Annotated in this window: 15 protein-coding genes; 6 read left to right on the top strand and 9 right to left on the bottom strand. The window is 70.4% G+C overall.

Translation table 11 applies throughout. The features are described from left to right. Window positions 1-95: 95 nt before the first annotated feature. The 6 genes from rseP to K4L06_RS21110 all read right to left on the bottom strand — a co-directional run bounded on the left by rseP (window position 96) and on the right by K4L06_RS21110 (window position 6,333). Window positions 96-1,457 carry an RIP metalloprotease RseP gene (gene rseP, locus K4L06_RS21135; protein WP_221673251.1) on the bottom strand — a complete coding sequence of 454 codons (1,362 nt, stop codon included), beginning with the start codon at window positions 1,455-1,457 and terminating at the stop codon, window positions 96-98. Between the two features lie 38 nt (window positions 1,458-1,495). Beyond that, the gene (locus K4L06_RS21130) at window positions 1,496-2,674 is read right to left on the bottom strand and encodes a 1-deoxy-D-xylulose-5-phosphate reductoisomerase (protein WP_221673250.1); all 1,179 of its coding nucleotides are present in this window, start codon (window positions 2,672-2,674) and stop codon (window positions 1,496-1,498) included. Between the two features lie 7 nt (window positions 2,675-2,681). Beyond that, window positions 2,682-3,533, bottom strand: a complete 852-nt coding sequence (locus K4L06_RS21125; protein ID WP_221673249.1) for a phosphatidate cytidylyltransferase — start codon at window positions 3,531-3,533, stop codon at window positions 2,682-2,684. Continuing rightward, on the bottom strand, window positions 3,530-4,294 hold the full coding sequence (gene uppS, locus K4L06_RS21120; RefSeq protein ID WP_221673248.1) for a polyprenyl diphosphate synthase: 765 nt from the start codon (window positions 4,292-4,294) through the stop codon (window positions 3,530-3,532). Before uppS ends, K4L06_RS21125 begins: the two co-directional genes overlap by 4 nt. A gap of 153 nt (window positions 4,295-4,447) precedes the next feature. Continuing rightward, window positions 4,448-5,005: a ribosome recycling factor gene (gene frr / locus K4L06_RS21115; protein ID WP_221673247.1), complete on the bottom strand. Its 558-nt coding sequence runs from the start codon at window positions 5,003-5,005 to the stop codon at window positions 4,448-4,450. A 221-nt stretch (window positions 5,006-5,226) separates the two neighbouring features. Beyond that, window positions 5,227-6,333 carry a cation diffusion facilitator family transporter gene (locus K4L06_RS21110; protein WP_221673246.1) on the bottom strand — a complete coding sequence of 369 codons (1,107 nt, stop codon included), beginning with the start codon at window positions 6,331-6,333 and terminating at the stop codon, window positions 5,227-5,229. A gap of 213 nt (window positions 6,334-6,546) precedes the next feature. Between K4L06_RS21110 and K4L06_RS21105 the strand changes: the two genes are divergently transcribed. Continuing rightward, a complete protein-coding gene (locus tag K4L06_RS21105; protein ID WP_221673245.1) occupies window positions 6,547-6,933 on the top strand; it encodes a BlaI/MecI/CopY family transcriptional regulator in 387 nt (128 codons plus the stop codon). A gap of 1 nt (window position 6,934) precedes the next feature. Continuing rightward, window positions 6,935-8,569: a M56 family metallopeptidase gene (locus K4L06_RS21100; protein WP_221673244.1), complete on the top strand. Its 1,635-nt coding sequence runs from the start codon at window positions 6,935-6,937 to the stop codon at window positions 8,567-8,569. 94 nt (window positions 8,570-8,663) lie between these two features. On the opposite strand, the gene pyrH is transcribed toward K4L06_RS21100, so the two are convergent. Next, window positions 8,664-9,386, bottom strand: a complete 723-nt coding sequence (gene pyrH, locus K4L06_RS21095) for a UMP kinase (protein ID WP_221673243.1) — start codon at window positions 9,384-9,386, stop codon at window positions 8,664-8,666. A gap of 300 nt (window positions 9,387-9,686) precedes the next feature. Here pyrH and K4L06_RS21090 point away from each other — a divergent pair, with 300 nt between their 5' ends. Together K4L06_RS21090 and K4L06_RS21085 are read left to right on the top strand one after the other, a co-directional pair. After that, window positions 9,687-10,379, top strand: a complete 693-nt coding sequence (locus K4L06_RS21090) for an AIM24 family protein (RefSeq protein WP_221673242.1) — start codon at window positions 9,687-9,689, stop codon at window positions 10,377-10,379. Window positions 10,380-10,592: 213 nt separating this feature from the next. Continuing rightward, complete coding sequence (locus K4L06_RS21085) at window positions 10,593-10,823, top strand: hypothetical protein (protein WP_221673241.1); 231 nt, start codon at window positions 10,593-10,595, stop codon at window positions 10,821-10,823. 291 nt (window positions 10,824-11,114) lie between these two features. Here the strand turns inward: K4L06_RS21085 and tsf are convergent, their stop codons facing one another. Next, window positions 11,115-11,993, bottom strand: a complete 879-nt coding sequence (gene tsf / locus K4L06_RS21080; RefSeq protein WP_221673240.1) for a translation elongation factor Ts — start codon at window positions 11,991-11,993, stop codon at window positions 11,115-11,117. 159 nt (window positions 11,994-12,152) lie between these two features. Beyond that, complete coding sequence (gene rpsB, locus K4L06_RS21075) at window positions 12,153-12,992, bottom strand: 30S ribosomal protein S2 (protein ID WP_221673239.1); 840 nt, start codon at window positions 12,990-12,992, stop codon at window positions 12,153-12,155. 438 nt (window positions 12,993-13,430) lie between these two features. On the opposite strand from rpsB, the gene map reads away from it, so the two are divergent. Both map and glnD read left to right on the top strand, forming a co-directional pair. After that, window positions 13,431-14,207, top strand: a complete 777-nt coding sequence (map, locus tag K4L06_RS21070) for a type I methionyl aminopeptidase (protein ID WP_221673238.1) — start codon at window positions 13,431-13,433, stop codon at window positions 14,205-14,207. Continuing rightward, a complete protein-coding gene (gene glnD, locus K4L06_RS21065) occupies window positions 14,204-16,849 on the top strand; it encodes a [protein-PII] uridylyltransferase (RefSeq protein ID WP_221673237.1) in 2,646 nt (881 codons plus the stop codon). The genes map and glnD overlap by 4 nt, the downstream gene beginning before the upstream one ends.

Raw genomic sequence — 16,849 nt, 5'->3', positions numbered from 1 at the left:
TTACGTCCGTTTGGGGCTGGATGCCGGCAGTCGGGCATCGGGTCGAAGTGCGGCAGGATAGAGGGCAAAGCGTTCGTTCGAGCGTCAGGCCGGCATCAGCGCACCAAGTTGTTCAGGATGTCGTTGTAGAACGCCAGGCCCATCAGGCTGGCGATCAGGGCCAGGCCGACGAAATGTCCGGCCGCCATCACGCGCTCGCTGACCGGGCTGCCTTTGACCAGCTCGATAAGGTAATACAGCAGGTGACCGCCGTCCAAGATCGGGATCGGCAGCAGGTTCAGGATGCCCAGGCTCAGCGACAGCAGGGCCAGCAGCTGCAGATACCAGGCCGGCCCGTTGCGGGCATAGGCGTTGGCGGCGCGGCCGATGGTCACCGGGCCGGCCACCGTGTTCTGCAGCGAGACCCGGCCGGTGAAGGCGCGGCCGATCATCGCGAACAACTGCTCGGTCTGGTGCACGCCCTCGCGCAGCGCCGCCGGCACCGCCTGCAGCGGGCCGTAGCGCAGCACCGCGTCGCGCGCCGGCTCGGGCACGGCGGCCGAGGTCAGGCCCAGGCCCCAGTAGGCCTTGCCGTCGGGCCTGGCCATCCGCTTGGGGGCGATTTCCAGGGCCAGGCGGTCGCCGTTGCGGGCCACTTCTATCATCGCCGCGCCGCCGCGCTCGCCGAGCTTGGTCACCGCCGCGCTGAGGTCGTCCCAGCTGCGCACCGGATCGCCGTCGAGCGCGGTGACCCGGTCGCCCTCGGCCAGCACGCCCCAGGCCGGGGCGCCCGGGGCGATCCGGCCGATCACGGTCGGGCGCAGCTCGTGGCGGCCGCTGAGGCCGACGATCTGCACCGCGCGGCGTTCGTCGAACTCGGCCGGCAGGCGCGACAGCTGCAGTTGGCGAGTGGCCTGCGCGCCGTTCTCGGCGCGGATCCGCACCGCCACGTTCTCGCGGTCCAGCGCGTAGGGCAGCAGGGCCAGTTGCACCTCGCTCCAGGTCGGGGTGTCGCGGTCGCCGATCCGCAGCACGCTGTCGCCGCGGCGCAGTCCCGACTCGGCGGCCAGGCCGACGGCGTCGCCGATCACCGGCGCGAAGTCGGGGCGGCCGATCACGAACATGCCCCACAACAGGGCCACGCACAGGATCAGGTTGGCGACCGGGCCGGCGGCGACGATGGCGATGCGCTGCCACACCGGCTTGCGGTTGAAGGCCTGCGGGATCAGCGCGTCGGGAATCTCGAATTCGCGCTCGTCGAGCATCTTGACGTAGCCGCCGAGCGGAATCGCGCCGATCGCGTACTCGGTGCCGTCGGCGCCCTTGCGCAGCCACAGCGGCTTGCCGAAGCCGATCGAGAAGCGCAGCACCTTGACCCCGCAGCGGCGGGCGACCCAGAAATGGCCGAACTCGTGGATGGTCACCAGCAAGCCGATGCTGATGATGAGCCACCACAGCGATCCCAGGACCTCGCTCATGGCTGCCTCGACGACGGTGGCTGGGCTGCTGCCATGGTTCAGGCTCGTTGAACGATCGCCTGTTCGGCGTGGCGGCGGGCCCGTTCGTCGGCGTCGCGCAACGCCGCCAGCGAACTGGCCGGTTGGGAGGGGAGCGCGGCGAGGGTGTCCTCGACCAGCGCCGGTATCGCTAGGAAACCGATGCGCCGCTGAAGAAACGCTGAAACCGCCACTTCGTTGGCGGCGTTCAGCACCGCCGGCGCGGTGCCGCCGGCGGCCAGGGCCTCGAAGGCCAGGCGCAGGCAGGGGAAGGCGGCGAGGTCGGGGCGCTCGAAATCGAGCCGGCCGTGGGCCAGCAGGTCGAGTCCGGCCACGCCCGAGTCGATCCGCTGCGGCCAGCCGAAGCCCACCGCCAGCGCGGTGCGCATGTCGGGCAGGCCGAGCTGGGCCAGGGTCGAGCCGTCGACGAATTCGACCAGCGAATGGACCAGGCTCTGCGGGTGCACCAGCACTTCGATGCGTTCGCCGCCGACCCCGAACAGGTGGTGGGCCTCGATCACTTCCAGGCCCTTGTTCATCAGCGTCGCCGAATCGACCGAGATCTTCGGCCCCATCGACCATTTGGGATGGGCCACCGCCTGTTCCGGGGTGACTTCGGTCAGCTGCGAACGTGTACGGCCGCGGAACGGGCCGCCCGAGGCGGTCAGCAGGATCCGCTTGAGACCGGCGTGGGCGTGCGCGTCGGGCAGGCACTGGAAGATCGCGTTGTGCTCGCTGTCGATCGGCACGATGCAGGCGCCGGCCTGGGCGGCGGCGTCCATCAGCAGCTCGCCGGCCAGCACCAAGGACTCTTTGTTGGCCAGCAGCAGGCGCTTGCCGGCGCGGGCGGCGGCCAGGGTCGAGGTCAGCCCGGCCGCCCCGACTATGGCCGCGACCACGGTGTCGCAGACCTGCGAGCCGACCAGCTCGACCAGGGCCTGGTCGCCGCAATGGGCCTGGGTGGCCAGGCCGCGTTCGCGCAGGCCGTCGCGCAGCGCGGCGAAGCCGCCCGGGTCGGCGATCACCGCGTGCTCGGGGCGATGGCGTTCGCACAACGCGAGCAGGGCGTCGACCTTGCCGCCGGCGGCGAGCACGCTGGCGCGCAGCGAATCGGGATGGCGCGCGATCACGTCCAGCGCGGACGTGCCGATCGAACCGGTGGCGCCGAGTACGGCGACCTTGCGGGCGGGAGCAGTCATGGCCGGATCAGAACCCGAAGATGGCCTTGCCGAGCGCGAACACCGGCAGCGCGGCGAGCACGCCGTCGATGCGGTCGAGGATGCCGCCGTGGCCCGGGATCAGGTGGCCGGAGTCTTTGACCCCGACATGGCGCTTGAGCAGGCTTTCGAACAGATCGCCGATCACCGAGAACAGCACCGCCGCCAGCGACACCAGCGCGATCCAATGCAGTTGCTCGGTGCGGGCGCCGGCCAGCAGCGAAAAGCCCACGCCGGCGGCGACGCCGGCGATCGCGCCGCCGATCAGGCCTTCGACGGTCTTGTTCGGGCTGACCCGCGGGGCCAGCTTGAGCATGCCGAACTTGCGTCCGGCGAAATAGGCGCCGCTGTCGGCGGCCCAGACCACGGCCAGCGCGGTCAGCAGCCACCAATGGCCGTTCGGGCCCTCGGCGTGGATCCAGGCCAGCGCGCACCAGGCCGGGATCACGCTCAGCGCCGCCGCGGCGAGCTTGAACGCGCGCGCATAGGTCTCGTGGTTGCTGGCGAACTGGAAGCGCTGCAGCCACAGCAGGGCCAGCAGCCACCACACCACGCCGACCAGCGAGGCGATCTTGAACAACACCATCGACGGCGCCTGCACCGCGCCCATGCCGCCGCCGCGCGAAGCCCAGACGATGGTCACCATCAGCGCCAGGTGCGCGACCAGCAGCACGGTGCGCGACAGGGTGTCCTCGATCTCGGCCAGGTCGAACCACTCCCACAGGCCGGCCAGGAACAGCACCGCGGCCACGGCGATCATCCACGGCGTCGGCAGCAGCAGGATCGCAGCGATCGCGACGGGCGCCATGACCAGCGCGGCGAGCAGGCGGGTTCGGGTCATTCAACGGTCTCTTTGGGCTGGGCGGCGATTTGCGCCCCGGTCAGGCCGAAGCGCCGCTCGCGGCCGCCGAACTCGTCCAGCGCGCGTTGCAGCATCGCCTCGTCGAGTTCGGGCCACAGCGCCTCGGTGAACCACAGTTCGGTATAGGCCAGCTGCCAGAGCAGGAAATTGCTGATCCGGGTGTCGCCGCCGGTGCGGATGAACAGATCCGGCGGCGGCAGGTCGGCCAGGCAAATCCGCGAGGCGAACAGGGATTCGTCGATCGCGTCCGCGGCCAGCCGGCCGGCGGCGACGTCGGCGGCCAGCGAACGCGCCGCCTGGACGATGTCCCAGCGGCCGCCGTAGCTGGCGGCGATGGTCAGGTGCAGGCGGTCGTTGGCGCGGGTCTGCGCCTCGGCCGCGGCCATGCGTTCGCGGATCTTGGGCGAGAAGCGGTCGCGTTCGCCGATGAAGCGCACCCGCACGCCGCGCCGGTGCAGCTCTTCGACTTCGCGCTCCAGCGCGTTGAGGAACAGCTTCATCAGCCCGCCGACTTCGTCCTCCGGGCGGCCCCAGTTCTCGCTCGAGAACGCGAACAGGGTCAGCGCCTGGATGCCGCGGGCGATGCAGAAATCGATGCAGACGTTGACCGTGCGCGCGCCGGCGCGGTGGCCGATGATGCGCGGCCGGCGCCGGCGTTCGGCCCAACGGCCGTTGCCGTCCATGATGACGGCGAGGTGGCGCGGGATGCGGGCGGGCGAGGGGGCGGACTCGTTGGGCATGGCGCCGATGACGGGAATCTCGGTAGGCGGACGGTCGGCCGTTGACGGGGGATGGCGGCCGGGCGGAGCCGGGCCCCGCGCGCGCGGAACCCGGAACTGGACCGGCGCGGCGCGCGGAAGTTCAGTCGAACCCGCGTGCGGCGCCTGGCGGCATCAGACCGCCATCAACTCCTGTTCCTTGGCCTTGACCACGCCGTCGACGTCCTTGATCGCGCTGTCGGTGACCTTCTGGATCTCGTCCTCGAAGCGGCGCAGCTCGTCCTCGGTGACCTTCTTGTCCTTGAGCAGTTCCTTGGCCTGATGGTTGGCGTCGCGGCGGATGTTGCGGACCGCGACCTTGGCGTTCTCGCTTTCGCTGTGCACGACCTTGGTCAGCTCCTTGCGGCGCTCTTCGGTCAGCGCAGGCAGGTTGATCCGGATCACCGTGCCGGCGGTGTTCGGGGTCAGGCCCAGGTCGGAGGCGAGGATGGCCTTCTCGACCGCGCCGACGATCTGCTTTTCCCACGGGGTGATGGTCAGGGTGCGCGCATCGCTGACCTGGACGCTGGCGACCTGGTTCAACGGCATGTCGGAACCGTGGTAGTTGACCTTCAGATGGTCCACCAGCGCAGTGGAGGCGCGGCCGGTGCGGACCTTGGTCAGATCGTGGCGGAACGCTTCCACGCTCTTGGCCATGCGGTTCTGTGCGTCTTTCTTGATGTCGTTGAGCATCGCCGGCTCCGGTCCTTTCGTAACGGTAACTGCAAGGGTAATCGCGGGATTATATGGGCTCGGGCGGGTTTTGCGGGCCGGGCGGCCGCCCCGAGGAGGCCGCGCAGGGGCCGCAGGGGCGGTGCGACGGGCGTCGGCGGTCACGGTTTGCGCGCGCCGGAGGGCAGGGATCGTGGGAGATCCGGCGCCCCGGCGCGATTCGCTGCGATGCAGCATGAACCTCAGCGCGACGCCGATGGACCGGGGTTCGGACGCTGCGGATGCGGGTGCGGGCGATCGTGATCGTGCGGATGGTCGCCATCGTGGCCGGCGGCGTGGTCGTGACCGTGCTGGTGGTCGTGGCCGCAGCCGTCTTCGTGGTGATGATGATCGTGGCGGTGGCCGTGATCGTGGTGCTCATGGTGCTCGTGGCCATGGCCGTGGCCGCCGTGCGGCGCGCGGTCGTGGCGGTCGTGCTCGCAGGCGCGGCCGTGCTCGACCTGCAGGGTCGGATGATTGATGCCGAAGCGGCGGTCGAGCTCGCGGTTGAGGCGGTCGATGAAAGCGTCGTGGTCGCTGTCGTCGGGACGCACGATGTGCGCGGTCATCGCGATCTCGCCGGCGCCCAGCGACCAGATGTGCAGGTGATGCACGGTCTCCACGCCCGGCTGCGCGCGCAGCAGCGCCTCGACTTCGCCGCGGTCGATGCTGCGCGGCACCGCGTCCATCGCCGCGTCGAAGCTTTCGCGCAGCAGGCCGAATGCGCCGATCGCGACCACCGCGCCGATCAGCAAGGCGATCGCCGGGTCGAGCCAGGCCCAGCCGGTCAGCCACATGCCGGCGCCGGCCAGCACCGCCGCCAGCGACACCGCGGCATCGGCCATCAAATGCAGGAAGGCGCCGCGGCGGTTGAGGTCGTGCTCGTGGCCGTCGCGCACCAGCCAGGCCGCGCCCAGATTGACCGCGATGCCGATCGCCGCGACCAGCATCACCGGCAAGGCTGGAATCTGCGGCGGCGCGCCGAAGCGGCGGATCGCCTCCCAGCCCAGGGCGCCGGAAAAGGCGACCAGCAGCAGCGCGTTGGCCAGCGGCGAGAGCAGGGTCGCGCGGCGCCAGCCGTAGGTGTGGCGGTCGGTGGGGCTGCGCCGGGCCAGGGCGGCGGCGCCCCAGGCCAGGCCCAGGCCGAGCACGTCGCCGAGGTTGTGCAGGGCATCGGACAGCAGCGCCAGCGAATTGGTGGCGAAACCGTAGCCGGCCTCGAGCACGGTGTAGGCGAGGTTGATCAAGGTCACCGCGGCGAAGGCGCGGGTGCCGCCGTGGGCGTGGTGATGGTGGCCGTGGGAATGCATGCGGCCATGCTGTCACGCGGCCGGGCACGAACACTATTACAGGCCGCCGCGGCGCGGCTTTAAACCCGGCAGCCGGGCACGGAATCCGAGATTGGAGCGGCGCTGCCGGAGCGCTCCCGCCGCCGTCCCGCCGCCCCGGACCCATGACTTTCGGCCGCTTGACTACGCCTGTAGTCAAACGCACTCTGACTACAGACGTAGTCAGGAGGGTCCATGAACCGCAAATCGATCGGCGACCAGGAACTGGCCCTGCTGCATTACCTGGACGAGCGCGGCGACGCCTCGGTCGGCGAAGTGGCGGCCGACTACGGCCAGGCCCGCGGCCTGGCCCGTTCGACCGTGCTGACCATGATGGAGCGCCTGCGCGCCAAGGGCTTCCTGCGCCGGCGCAAGGCCGGCGGCGTGTACCGCTACGCCAGCGCGACCGCGCCCGACGAAGTCATGCGTTCGGCGGTCGGCCAGTTCGTCGCCAACACCCTGCAAGGCTCGCTGTCGCCGTTCGTGGCCTGGATGTCGCAGCGCGGCGAGGTCAGCGACGAGGAACTGGGCGAATTGGAAGAACTGGTCGCGCAACTGCAATCGCGGCGCAAGGACGGCTGACATGGGCATCGATGCGGACTGGGTGTCGGAACTGATCGCCAGGCTGGCGGCGGCGAGCCTGCAATCGCTGTTGCTGGTGGCGCTGGTGGCCGCGGCCTGCCGCTGGCTGCCGCGGCTGAGCGCGGCGGCGCGTTGCCGGCTGTGGTGGCTGGCGGCCCTGCAGTTGCTGATCGGCCTGTGTTGGCCGACACCGCTGGCGTTGTCGGCGCCGTCGTGGTGGCCGGCGCTGGCCGCCGGCGACGGACTGCCGGCCGCGCCCTGGCCGGAGCGCCTGCCGTTCGCGATCGCCGCCGGCGAAGCGGCGAATGCGGCGCCGCACGCCGGCCCGGACCTGCCGGTCTGGTCGCTGGTGCTGGCCGGGCTGTGGCTGGCCGGCTGCCTGGCGATGCTGGCGCCGCAGGCTCGGGCCTGGCGCGCCGCGCGCCGCCGCCTGGCCGATTCGCAACGCTGCGAACACCCCGCCGCGCTGCAGATCTGGCATCGGCTCGGCGTCGCGCTCGACTTGCGCCGGATGCCGGCGCTGCGGCTGTCGGCGCAGATCGAATCGCCGCAGTTGCTGGGCCCGTGGCCGGCGACGGTGCTGCTGCCGCAGGCGCGGCTGGCGGGCATGAGCGCGGCCGAACTGGAAATGGCCCTGCACCACGAACTCGAACACCTGCGTCGCGGCGACCTGTGGTGGGGCTGGGTGCCGGCCGCGGCGCAATGGCTGTTTTTCTTCCACCCGCTCGCCCACCTGATCGCGCGCGAGTACGCCCTGGCGCGCGAGGCCGCGGTCGATGCGGCCGTGCTCGACAGCCGGCGCTACGCCGCCCAGGACTACGGCCGCCTGCTGGTGCGGCTGGGCGTCGGTCCGCGGCCGCAGGCCGGCCTCGCCAGCGCCTCGCCGACCTATCTGATCCTCAAGAGGAGACTGACCATGCTGCACAACGCCGTTCCGACTTCGCGCCTGCTCGCCCTATGCCTGACCGCCGCTGTCGCCGCGCTCGGTCTGGCCCCGTACCGGATCGCCGCCGCGGATATCGCCCAGCCGGTACAGGCCAAGGTCGACCCGGATCGCGCCGGGGAAAGCGCCGGCGAAACCCACATCACCGAACGCGGCGCCGGCGTGCCGGACCAGCGTTGGGCGGTGCGCGGCGAGCGCTACTACCGAATTGGCGACGACGGCGCTTACCGCGAGGTCGTCGATCCGGCGACGCGCGAACGGCTGCAGCGGATGATGCGCGAGTCGCGCCAGGCCGAGATCGCCGGCGAACGCGCGCGGCGCGAAGCGGCGGTGGCGGCGAGCGAGGCCGAACGCCACGCCCGCGCGGCCCGGATCGAAGGCGAGCGCGCGGCCGAGCAGGGCCGGCGCGAAGCCGAGCGCGGACAACGCGTGGCCGAGCGGGCGCAGGCGATTGCTCGGCAGCACGCCACCCGGGCCGAAGAGCAGGCGCATCGGGCAGCGCGCGAAGCCGCCCGCGCCGAGCAGCAGGCGCGCCGTGCGGCAGGCGGGCAGGTCGAGGCCGAGCGCATCGCCGAACAGGCCCGGGGCGCGGCCGCGCAGGCCATGCGCGAAGCCGCGGCAGCGACCCGCGAGGCCGAGCAGGCCGCGCGCGAGGCGGCCCAGGCGGCGCGCGAGTTCAGCCGCGAAGGCTGAGCCGGCCGGGACGGCGGCGGTCGCGCTCGCCGGTCCTCGAACGCAAACGGCCGCCCGAGGGCGGCCGTCGCGATCGGCGCGGGGCGGGCTGGGTTCAGCCGCGGCCCTGCACCAGGGTGCCGATGTTCTCGCCGCGCAGGATCTTCAGCAGCACGCCCGGCTGGCTCATGTCGAAGATGCGCAGCGGCAGTTCGCTGTCGCGGCACAGCGCGAACGCAGCGGTGTCCATGACCTGCAGGTCGCGGCTGATCACCTCGTCGTAGCTGAGCTTGTCGAAGCGCACCGCGTCGCTGTGCTTCTTCGGGTCCTTGTCGTACACGCCGTCGACCTTGGTCGCCTTCAGCAGCAGGTCGGCGCCGATCTCGATCGCGCGCAGCGCGGCGCCCGAGTCGGTGGTGAAGAACGGGCTGCCGACGCCGGCGGCGAAAATCGCCAGGCGGCCTTTTTCCAGGTGGCGGATGGCGCGGCGGCGGATGTAGTCCTCGCACACGTCGTTGATCTTGATCGCGCTCATCACCCGCACCTTGGCGCCGAGCTTCTCCAGCGAATCCTGCATGGCCAGGGCGTTGATGACCGTGGCGAGCATGCCCATCTGGTCGCCGGTGACCCGGTCCATGCCGCCGGCGGCCAGGCCGGCGCCGCGGAAGATGTTGCCGCCGCCGATGACCAGCGCGACTTCGGCGCCGGCCTGCTGGACTTCGATGACCTCGCGGGCGAGGCGGCCGATCACCTTGGGATCGATGCCGTAATCCTCGTCGCCCATCAGCGCCTCGCCGGAAAGTTTCAACAAGACACGGCGATAGGCGAGCTGGGACATGGGCTTTCTCGGGGGAGCGACGGGGCGGCGGAATTGTAGCCCAAGCCCTCCATGCTGCGGCGTGCGGAATCGAGCCGATCGCTCGCGGTTTGGGCGCGATTGGGGTAACCCACGCGCTCCGGCGGCCGTCGCCGAGGCCGCGGCGGGGTGCGATCGCCGTCGCGCGCCGACCGCGACCGGTTTCGCCATCGTAGCGCCGCCGCGATCCCGTATCATCGCGCCGCCGGTCCCATGGCGGGACCGCCGCATCGCGCCGGCGCCGCCGCGGCGCGCGCCGCGCACCACCCAAGGAGATGGACCGTGTCGATCAAGAATCTCAACGAATTCCTCGAGGCTTCCAAGCAGAAGGACCTCAGCCAGGAGGCGTTCGAACTGGAAAGCTCGCACCTGCTCGAGGTCAAGCTCAACGGCCGGGTCTGGGCCAAGGCCGGCTCGATGGTCGCCTACCGCGGCGGCGTCAAGTTCGTCCGCCAGGGCGTGCTGGAGCAGGGCCTGGGCAATCTGCTGAAGAAGGCGATCAGCGGCGAAGGCACCCAGCTGATGAAGATGGAAGGCCAGGGTCGGGTCTACATCGCCGACGCCGGCAAGAAGATCACCCTGCTGCGCCTGAACGGCGAGTCGATCTTCGTCAACGGCAACGACGTGCTGGCCTACGAGGACGGCATCGCCTCGGACATCAAGATGATGCGCAAGGTCGCCGGCATGGTCTCGGGCGGCCTGTTCAACATCAAGCTCAGCGGCCAGGGCGTGGTCGCGATCACCTCGCACTACGAGCCGCTGACCCTGGCGGTGACCCCGGACCAGCCGGTGTTCACCGACCCGAACGCGACCGTGGCCTGGTCGGGCGGGCTGAGCCCGGACATCGTCACCGACATCTCGCTGGGCACCCTGTTCGGCCGCGGCTCGGGCGAGAGCGTGCAGCTCAAGTTCGCCGGCACCGGCTGGGTCGTGGTGCAGCCGTACGAAGAGGTGTATTTCCAGCAGCAGGGCTGAGCCCGCGGGCGCCTGCGCCCGGACTGCCGAGGGCCGCGTCGACGACGCGGCCTTTTTTGTGTCCGTGCCCGCCCTTGGCGCGTGGCTTTGCGACGGCGGTCGTGGTTGCCGCGGCCGGCCTGTCGGATCTGACAGGGTACGGCGCGGGCGCCGCGGCCCGGTCTGGCTAAGATCGACGCCGGCGAGACGTTCGCCGTTCCCAGGAGGGGTGAGATGACGTATCGGAATGCGTTGCGCGCGCTGGGCCTGTCGGGCCTGCTGTTGGTGCTGCCGGTGGCGGCCCAGGCTGATCCGGCCGAGGGCGAGATCATGAGCCAGACCAGTTGCGAGGACCGCGGCTGGGCCTACGAGGTGGTCACGGTCAAGTACCGCTGGAGCGGCGGACAGTGGGTGTACCTGTCGCAGAGTTCGTACTACTCCGAATCCTGTCCACCCATCGAGTGAGGCCGCGCGGCGGTCCGCTGCCGTCCTGCGCGCTGTCCTGCGGCCTCCAGTCGTCATCCCCGCGAAGGCGGGGATCCAGGGGCTTCAGAGCCATGTGGCTACAGAGCTATGTCGCGATGAAGCCCTGGATGCCCGCCTGCGCGGGCATGACGGCAGGCGGATACGCTGTCGCCCGACTCCCGACTCCCGACTCCCGACTCCCGATTCCCGATTCCCGATTCCCGATTCCCGAACAAAGAAAAAGGCCGCGGAATCCGCGGCCTTTTTCGTCTCGCTTCGCAGCGGCTCGGCTTACGCCAGGCCGGCCTGCTTCATGACTTCGGCGGCGAAGTCGTCGACCTGCTTCTCGATGCCTTCGCCCACGGCCAGGCGGTGCATGCCGACCACGTCGGCGCCGGCGGCCTTGACCACCTGCTCGACGGTCTGGTCGCCGAGCACATAGGTCTGGCCGTACAGGGTGACCTCGTTGACGATCTTGGCGATCTTGCCGCCGATGATCTTCTCCAGGATGTCGGCCGGCTTGGCCTTGTCCTTCTCGGACATCTTGGCCAGCTCGATTTCCTTTTCCTTCTCGACGAACGCGGCCGGCACGTCGCTGGCCTTGATGTGCGGCGGGTTCATCGCCGCGACATGCATCGCCAGGCCGCGCGCCAGGTCGGCATCGCCGCCCTTGAGCTCGATCAGCACGCCGATCTTGCCGCCGTGCACGTAGGCGGCGACGTTGTTGGCGCTGTCGATCGCGACCATGCGGCGGACCTGAATGTTCTCGCCGATCTTGGCGATGACCGCGGCGCGGGTTTCCTCGACGGTCTCGCCCGACGGCAGCTTGGCGGCCTTCAGGGCTTCCACGTCGGCCGCGCCGGAGCTCAGGGCGACCTGGGCGACGGTGTCGGTGAAGCTGACGAAATTGCTGTCCTTGGCGACGAAGTCGGTTTCGGAGTTGATCTCGACCAGCACGGCCTTGCCGCCGTTCTGGGCGACGGCGATGCGGCCTTCGGCGGTAACGCGATCAGCCTTCTTTTCGAGCTTGATGATGCCCGACTTGCGCAGCCACTCGGCGGCGGCGTCGAGGTCGCCGTTGTTTTCGGTCAGGGCCTTCTTGCACTCCATCATGCCGGCGCCGGTGCGCTCGCGGAGTTCCTTGACCAGGGAAGCGGTGATTTCAGCCATGGGGTTACCTCGGGTGTTCGATAAAGTCCGGGCAGGGACGGCGCAGGCCGCGCTTTCATCGCGGATCGCGGCGACGCATCGCCGCTTGCGCGGCGGCTGCCCGGAACGGATACGGGTAATCGCAGCCGCGCAGTGTGGCGCGGCTGCATTACATGACGCTTACTCGGCAGCCGGCGCTTCGCCGTCGGCCTTCTTCGCGGCCGGGGCCGGGCCCTTCTTGGCCGGCGCGCGGCCGCGCGGGGCCTTGCGGTCGTCCTTGGCGGCGCCTTCTTCGCCGGCTTCGGCGAACTCTTCCTCGCGCACGCCGGCCGACGGAGCGGCGGCCTTGCCTTCGAGCACGGCGTCGGCGGCGGCGCGGGCGTACAGCTGCACGGCGCGGATGGCGTCGTCGTTGCCCGGGATGGCGTAGTCGACCAGGGCCGGATCGTAGTTGGTGTCGACCACGGCGATGACCGGGATGCCGAGCTTCTTGGCTTCCTTGATCGCGATGTCTTCATGGCCGATGTCGATCACGAACAGCGCGTCGGGCAGACGGTTCATGTCCTTGATGCCGCCCAGCGAGGCTTCCAGCTTGGCGCGCTCGCGGCGCAGGCCCAGCACTTCGTGCTTGACCATCTTCAGGAAGGTGCCGTCGGTTTCGCCGGCTTCCAGTTCCTTCAGGCGCGACACCGACTGCTTGACGGTGCGGAAGTTGGTCAGGGTGCCGCCCAGCCAGCGCTGGGTCATGTACGGCATGCCGCAACGCTCGGCCTCTTCCTTGATCGACTCGCGCGCCGAGCGCTTGGTGCCGATGAACAGGATGGTGCCGCGCTTCTGGGCGATGCCCGAGATGAAGTTCATCGCGTCGTTGAACAGCGGAACGGTCTTCTCGAGGTTGATGATGTGGATCTTGCCGCGGGCGCCGAAGATGTACGGGCCCATCTTGGGGTTCCAGTAGCGCGTCTGGTGGCCGAAGTGGACGCCGGCTTCCAGCATCTGACGCATGGTGATCTGGGGCATTGCAAAGACTCCGAAGGCAGTGGAACCGGCGCCGCGATAGGTGAGGGCGCTGCCGCGCGGCCTGGCCGCGTGGCGATGGTTCCGGGGTTGGGCCTCCCTGGCGCTTTCGTGTCCGAACCGCGGATCGGCTTGCGGCCGATTTCGCGGCACCCCGGCACGAATTGGGGCGACAGGTGTGTATTCGCCGGTGACGTCCGGCGTGGACGGCGCGGCCGATCCGGGAACCCGGTCCGGCGCACAGCCGCGGAATTGTAAGCGCGGCGGGCCGGCAGGGCAAATCCGTGCCTGGCGGGCAAGGGCGGCAGGCGCGAAAGCCGGCATCTCACTGATGCGTGAGATTTTCCGGATCGACGGGCGGCGCCGGCGGCACGCTGCGTCGCGGCCGTGGCGGTCCGCGAACCGTGATGGCCGGGGCGTTAATAGGCGATAATCCCGGCCATGGCCTACACCATCAAAACCCCCGAAGACATCGAGAAGATGCGCGTCGCCGGCCGACTGGCCGCCGAGGTCCTGCAAGTGGTCGCCCCGCACGTGAAGCCGGGCGTGAGCACCGGCGAACTGGACCGCATCTGCAACGATCATATCGTCAACGTGCAGAAGGCGATTCCCGCCAACGTCGGTTACAAGGGCTTCCCCAAGACCGTCTGCACCTCGGTCAACAACGTCATCTGCCACGGCATTCCCAGCGACGGCAAGATCCTCAAGGACGGCGACATCGTCAATATCGACGTCACCGTGATCAAGGACGGCTGGCACGGCGACACCAGCCGCATGTACTACGTCGGCACGCCGTCGGTCATGGCCAAGCGCCTGGTCGAGGTGACCCGCGAGGCGATGTTCCGCGCCATCCGCATCGTCAGGCCCGGCATCACCCTGGGCGACATCGGCCACGTCATCCAGACCTATGCCGAGTCCGAGCGCTTCAGCGTGGTCCGCGACTATTGCGGCCACGGCATCGGCCGGGTCTACCACGAAGACCCGCAGGTCCTGCACGTCGGCCAGCCCGGCGCCGGGCTCAAGCTGGTGCCCGGGATGACCTTCACCATCGAGCCGATGATCAACGAAGGCACCTATCGGCATAAGACGCTGCCGGACGGCTGGACCGTGGTCACCAAGGACCGCAAGTTGTCGGCGCAGTGGGAGCACACCATTGCGGTGACCGAAGACGGCGTCGAAATCCTGACCCGCGTGCCCGGCGACGACAACGACCTATGACCGCACCCGTCGCGGCCGACGACGCCGCGCCCGAGGCCGGCACTCCGGCGGCGATCCGCGCGGCCCTGGCCGCGGTCGACGCCGCCCTGGCCGAACGTTTCGACCGCGACGGCGACGCCGACATCGACCGCTTGCTGCGCGCCCGCGCCGACGCGGTCGACGCGCAGGTGCGCGCCGCCTGGCAGCGTCACCTGGGTAGCGGCGCGGACTTGGCGTTGTTCGCGGTCGGCGGCTACGGCCGCGGCGAACTGTTCCCGCAATCGGACATCGACCTGCTGGTGCTGGCCGAGCCCGAGGCCCAGGCGGCCCGGGCCGAAGCGCTGGGAGAGTTTTTCGCCGCGCTGTGGGACGCCGGCCTGCCGGTCGGCCACGCGGTGCGTTCGGCCGCGCAGTGCACCGAGGCCGCGGCCGACCTGACCGTGGCCACGGCGATGCTGGAAGCGCGCCCGATCGCCGCCGACGCGGTCGCGCAGATGGCCCTGCAGGCGGCGATTTCCACCTCGCAGGTGTGGCCGGCGCGCGAGTTCTTCATCGCCAAGCGCGAGGAACTGCGCCAGCGCCACGCCCGCTACGGCGACACCGCCGACAACCTCGAGCCCAACCTCAAGGAAGGCCCGGGCGGCATGCGCGACGTGCAGACCCTGCACTGGATGGCGCTGCGCATCATCGGCACCGCCGACCTGGAATCGCTGCTGTCGATCGGCCAGCTCGGCCCCGACGAACTGTCGACCCTGGAGCGCGAGCGCCGCGCCCTGTCGCGCCTGCGCTTCGGCCTGCACCTGGTCGCGCGCAAGCGCGAAGAGCGGCTGCGCTTCGATTACCAGAAACTGCTCGCCGAGCGCCTGGGCCATGTCGACCACGCCGACAGCCTGGCGGTCGAGCAGATGATGCAGGGCTTCTACCGCAGCGCCGCGCTGGTGCTGCGGATCGGCGAGCGCCTGCTGCAGCGCTTCGAGGAGCAGATCGAGGGCGAGGCCCAGCCGCAGCCGCTGGAAACGCCGTACGAGGCCTTCGAACTGCGTCGCGACTACATCGCCGCCAGCCAGCCGGAGTGGCCGAGCGACGCGCACGAGATCTTCGCCCTGTTCGCGGCCTGGGCCGCGCACGACCGCATTCGCGGTCTGCACTCGCAGACCGCGCGCGCCCTGGCCGAGGCGCTGTCCAAGGTGCCCAGCTTCGAGCGCGCCGAGCCGGCGCTGCGCGAGCGCTTCCTCAAGCTGCTGCGCGGCCCGCACCCGGTGCACGCGCTGGAGCGCATGGCCCGGCTGGGCGTGCTCGGGCGCTGGATTCCGGCGTTCTCGAAAGTCTCCGGGCGGATGCAGTTCGACCTGTTCCATGTCTACACGGTCGACCAGCACACCCTGGCGGTGCTGCGCAACTTGGCCCGCTTCGCTTCCGGCGTGGCCGACGAGCGCTTCAGCATCGCCCACGAAGTCTGGCCGCGCCTGCGCAAGCCGGAACTGCTGCTGCTGGCCGGGCTGTTCCACGACATCGCCAAGGGCCGCGGCGGCGACCATTCCGAACTCGGCGCCGAGGACGCGCGCACGTTCGGCGGCATCATGGGCCTGAGCGAGTCGGACACCGCGCTGATCGAATGGCTGGTGCGCCATCACCTGCTGATGTCGGTGACCGCGCAGAAGCAGGACATCGCCGACCCGGAAGTGATCCACCGCTTCTCGGCCAAGGTCGCCGACCGCGAGCACCTGGACCATCTCTATCTGCTGACCTGCGCCGACATCGCCGGCACGTCGCCCAAGCTTTGGAACGCGTGGAAGGACCGGCTGCTGGCCGACCTGTACACCGCGACCCGGCTGGCGCTGCGGCGCGGACTGGAACATCCGGTCGCCGGCGCCGAGCGCGCGGCGGAAACGCGCGAGGCGGCGCAGGCCATGCTGGCCGCATTCGGCGCCCGCGACGAGGAAATCGCCGCGTTGTTCGCGCGCATGCCGGAGATCGCCTTCCAGCGCGGCCGGCCCGACCAGATCGCCTGGCAGGCGGCTTCGCTGCGCGGCGTCGCGCTCGGCGACACCCGGGTGCGCGCGCGGCCGGTCAGCGCCCACGGCGGCGCGCATGCCGGCGCCCTGGAAGTGTTCGTGCATTCGCCCGACCGCGACGGCCTGTTCGCGGCGATCGTCGCCACCCTGGATCGGCTCGGCCTGGCGATCCAGCAGGCGCGCGTGCTCGACGGCCCGAACGGGGCGATCTTCGACACCTTCGAAGTGGTGCCGACCGATCCGCGCCAGCCGCCGAGCGCCGAGGACGTGGAGCGCCGGCTCGAGTCGGCGTTGGCCGGCGAACTGGAGCGGATCCAGCCGGCGCGGCGCGCCCAGCCGCGCCACCTGCGCCACTTCCGCATCGCCCCGCAGATCGAGTTTTCCGATTACCGCAAGCACGACGGCGCGGCGCCGGCGCGGACCACGCTGAGCCTGGTCTGCACCGACCGGCCGGGGCTGCTGGCCGACGTCGCCCAGGCCCTGCGCAAGCAGCGCCTGCGCGTGTACGACGCGCGCATCGCCACCTTCGGCGAACGCGCCGAGGACGTGTTCCAGATCACCGACGGGCGCGACCGTGCGCTCGACGAAACGCAACAGCAGGCCCTGCGCGACGCGTTGCTGGCCTGCCTCGAAGGAGACAGCCGATGA

It is taken from the genome of Lysobacter sp. BMK333-48F3, assembly GCF_019733395.1.
In the GTDB taxonomy this organism is placed as follows: Bacteria; Pseudomonadota; Gammaproteobacteria; order Xanthomonadales; family Xanthomonadaceae; genus Lysobacter.
This window is presented reverse-complemented; position numbering and strand designations above follow the sequence as displayed.

Coding starts and splice junctions, on each gene's coding strand:
- rseP (WP_221673251.1), bottom strand. CDS start 1,457: ATGAGCGAGGTCCTGGGATCGCTGTGGTGGCTCATCATCAGCATCGGC.
- K4L06_RS21130 (WP_221673250.1), bottom strand. CDS start 2,674: ATGACTGCTCCCGCCCGCAAGGTCGCCGTACTCGGCGCCACCGGTTCG.
- K4L06_RS21125 (WP_221673249.1), bottom strand. CDS start 3,533: ATGACCCGAACCCGCCTGCTCGCCGCGCTGGTCATGGCGCCCGTCGCG.
- uppS (WP_221673248.1), bottom strand. CDS start 4,294: ATGCCCAACGAGTCCGCCCCCTCGCCCGCCCGCATCCCGCGCCACCTC.
- frr (WP_221673247.1), bottom strand. CDS start 5,005: ATGCTCAACGACATCAAGAAAGACGCACAGAACCGCATGGCCAAGAGC.
- K4L06_RS21110 (WP_221673246.1), bottom strand. CDS start 6,333: ATGCATTCCCACGGCCACCATCACCACGCCCACGGCGGCACCCGCGCC.
- K4L06_RS21105 (WP_221673245.1), top strand. CDS start 6,547: ATGAACCGCAAATCGATCGGCGACCAGGAACTGGCCCTGCTGCATTAC.
- K4L06_RS21100 (WP_221673244.1), top strand. CDS start 6,935: ATGGGCATCGATGCGGACTGGGTGTCGGAACTGATCGCCAGGCTGGCG.
- pyrH (WP_221673243.1), bottom strand. CDS start 9,386: ATGTCCCAGCTCGCCTATCGCCGTGTCTTGTTGAAACTTTCCGGCGAG.
- K4L06_RS21085 (WP_221673241.1), top strand. CDS start 10,593: ATGACGTATCGGAATGCGTTGCGCGCGCTGGGCCTGTCGGGCCTGCTG.
- tsf (WP_221673240.1), bottom strand. CDS start 11,993: ATGGCTGAAATCACCGCTTCCCTGGTCAAGGAACTCCGCGAGCGCACC.
- rpsB (WP_221673239.1), bottom strand. CDS start 12,992: ATGCCCCAGATCACCATGCGTCAGATGCTGGAAGCCGGCGTCCACTTC.
- map (WP_221673238.1), top strand. CDS start 13,431: ATGGCCTACACCATCAAAACCCCCGAAGACATCGAGAAGATGCGCGTC.
- glnD (WP_221673237.1), top strand. CDS start 14,204: ATGACCGCACCCGTCGCGGCCGACGACGCCGCGCCCGAGGCCGGCACT.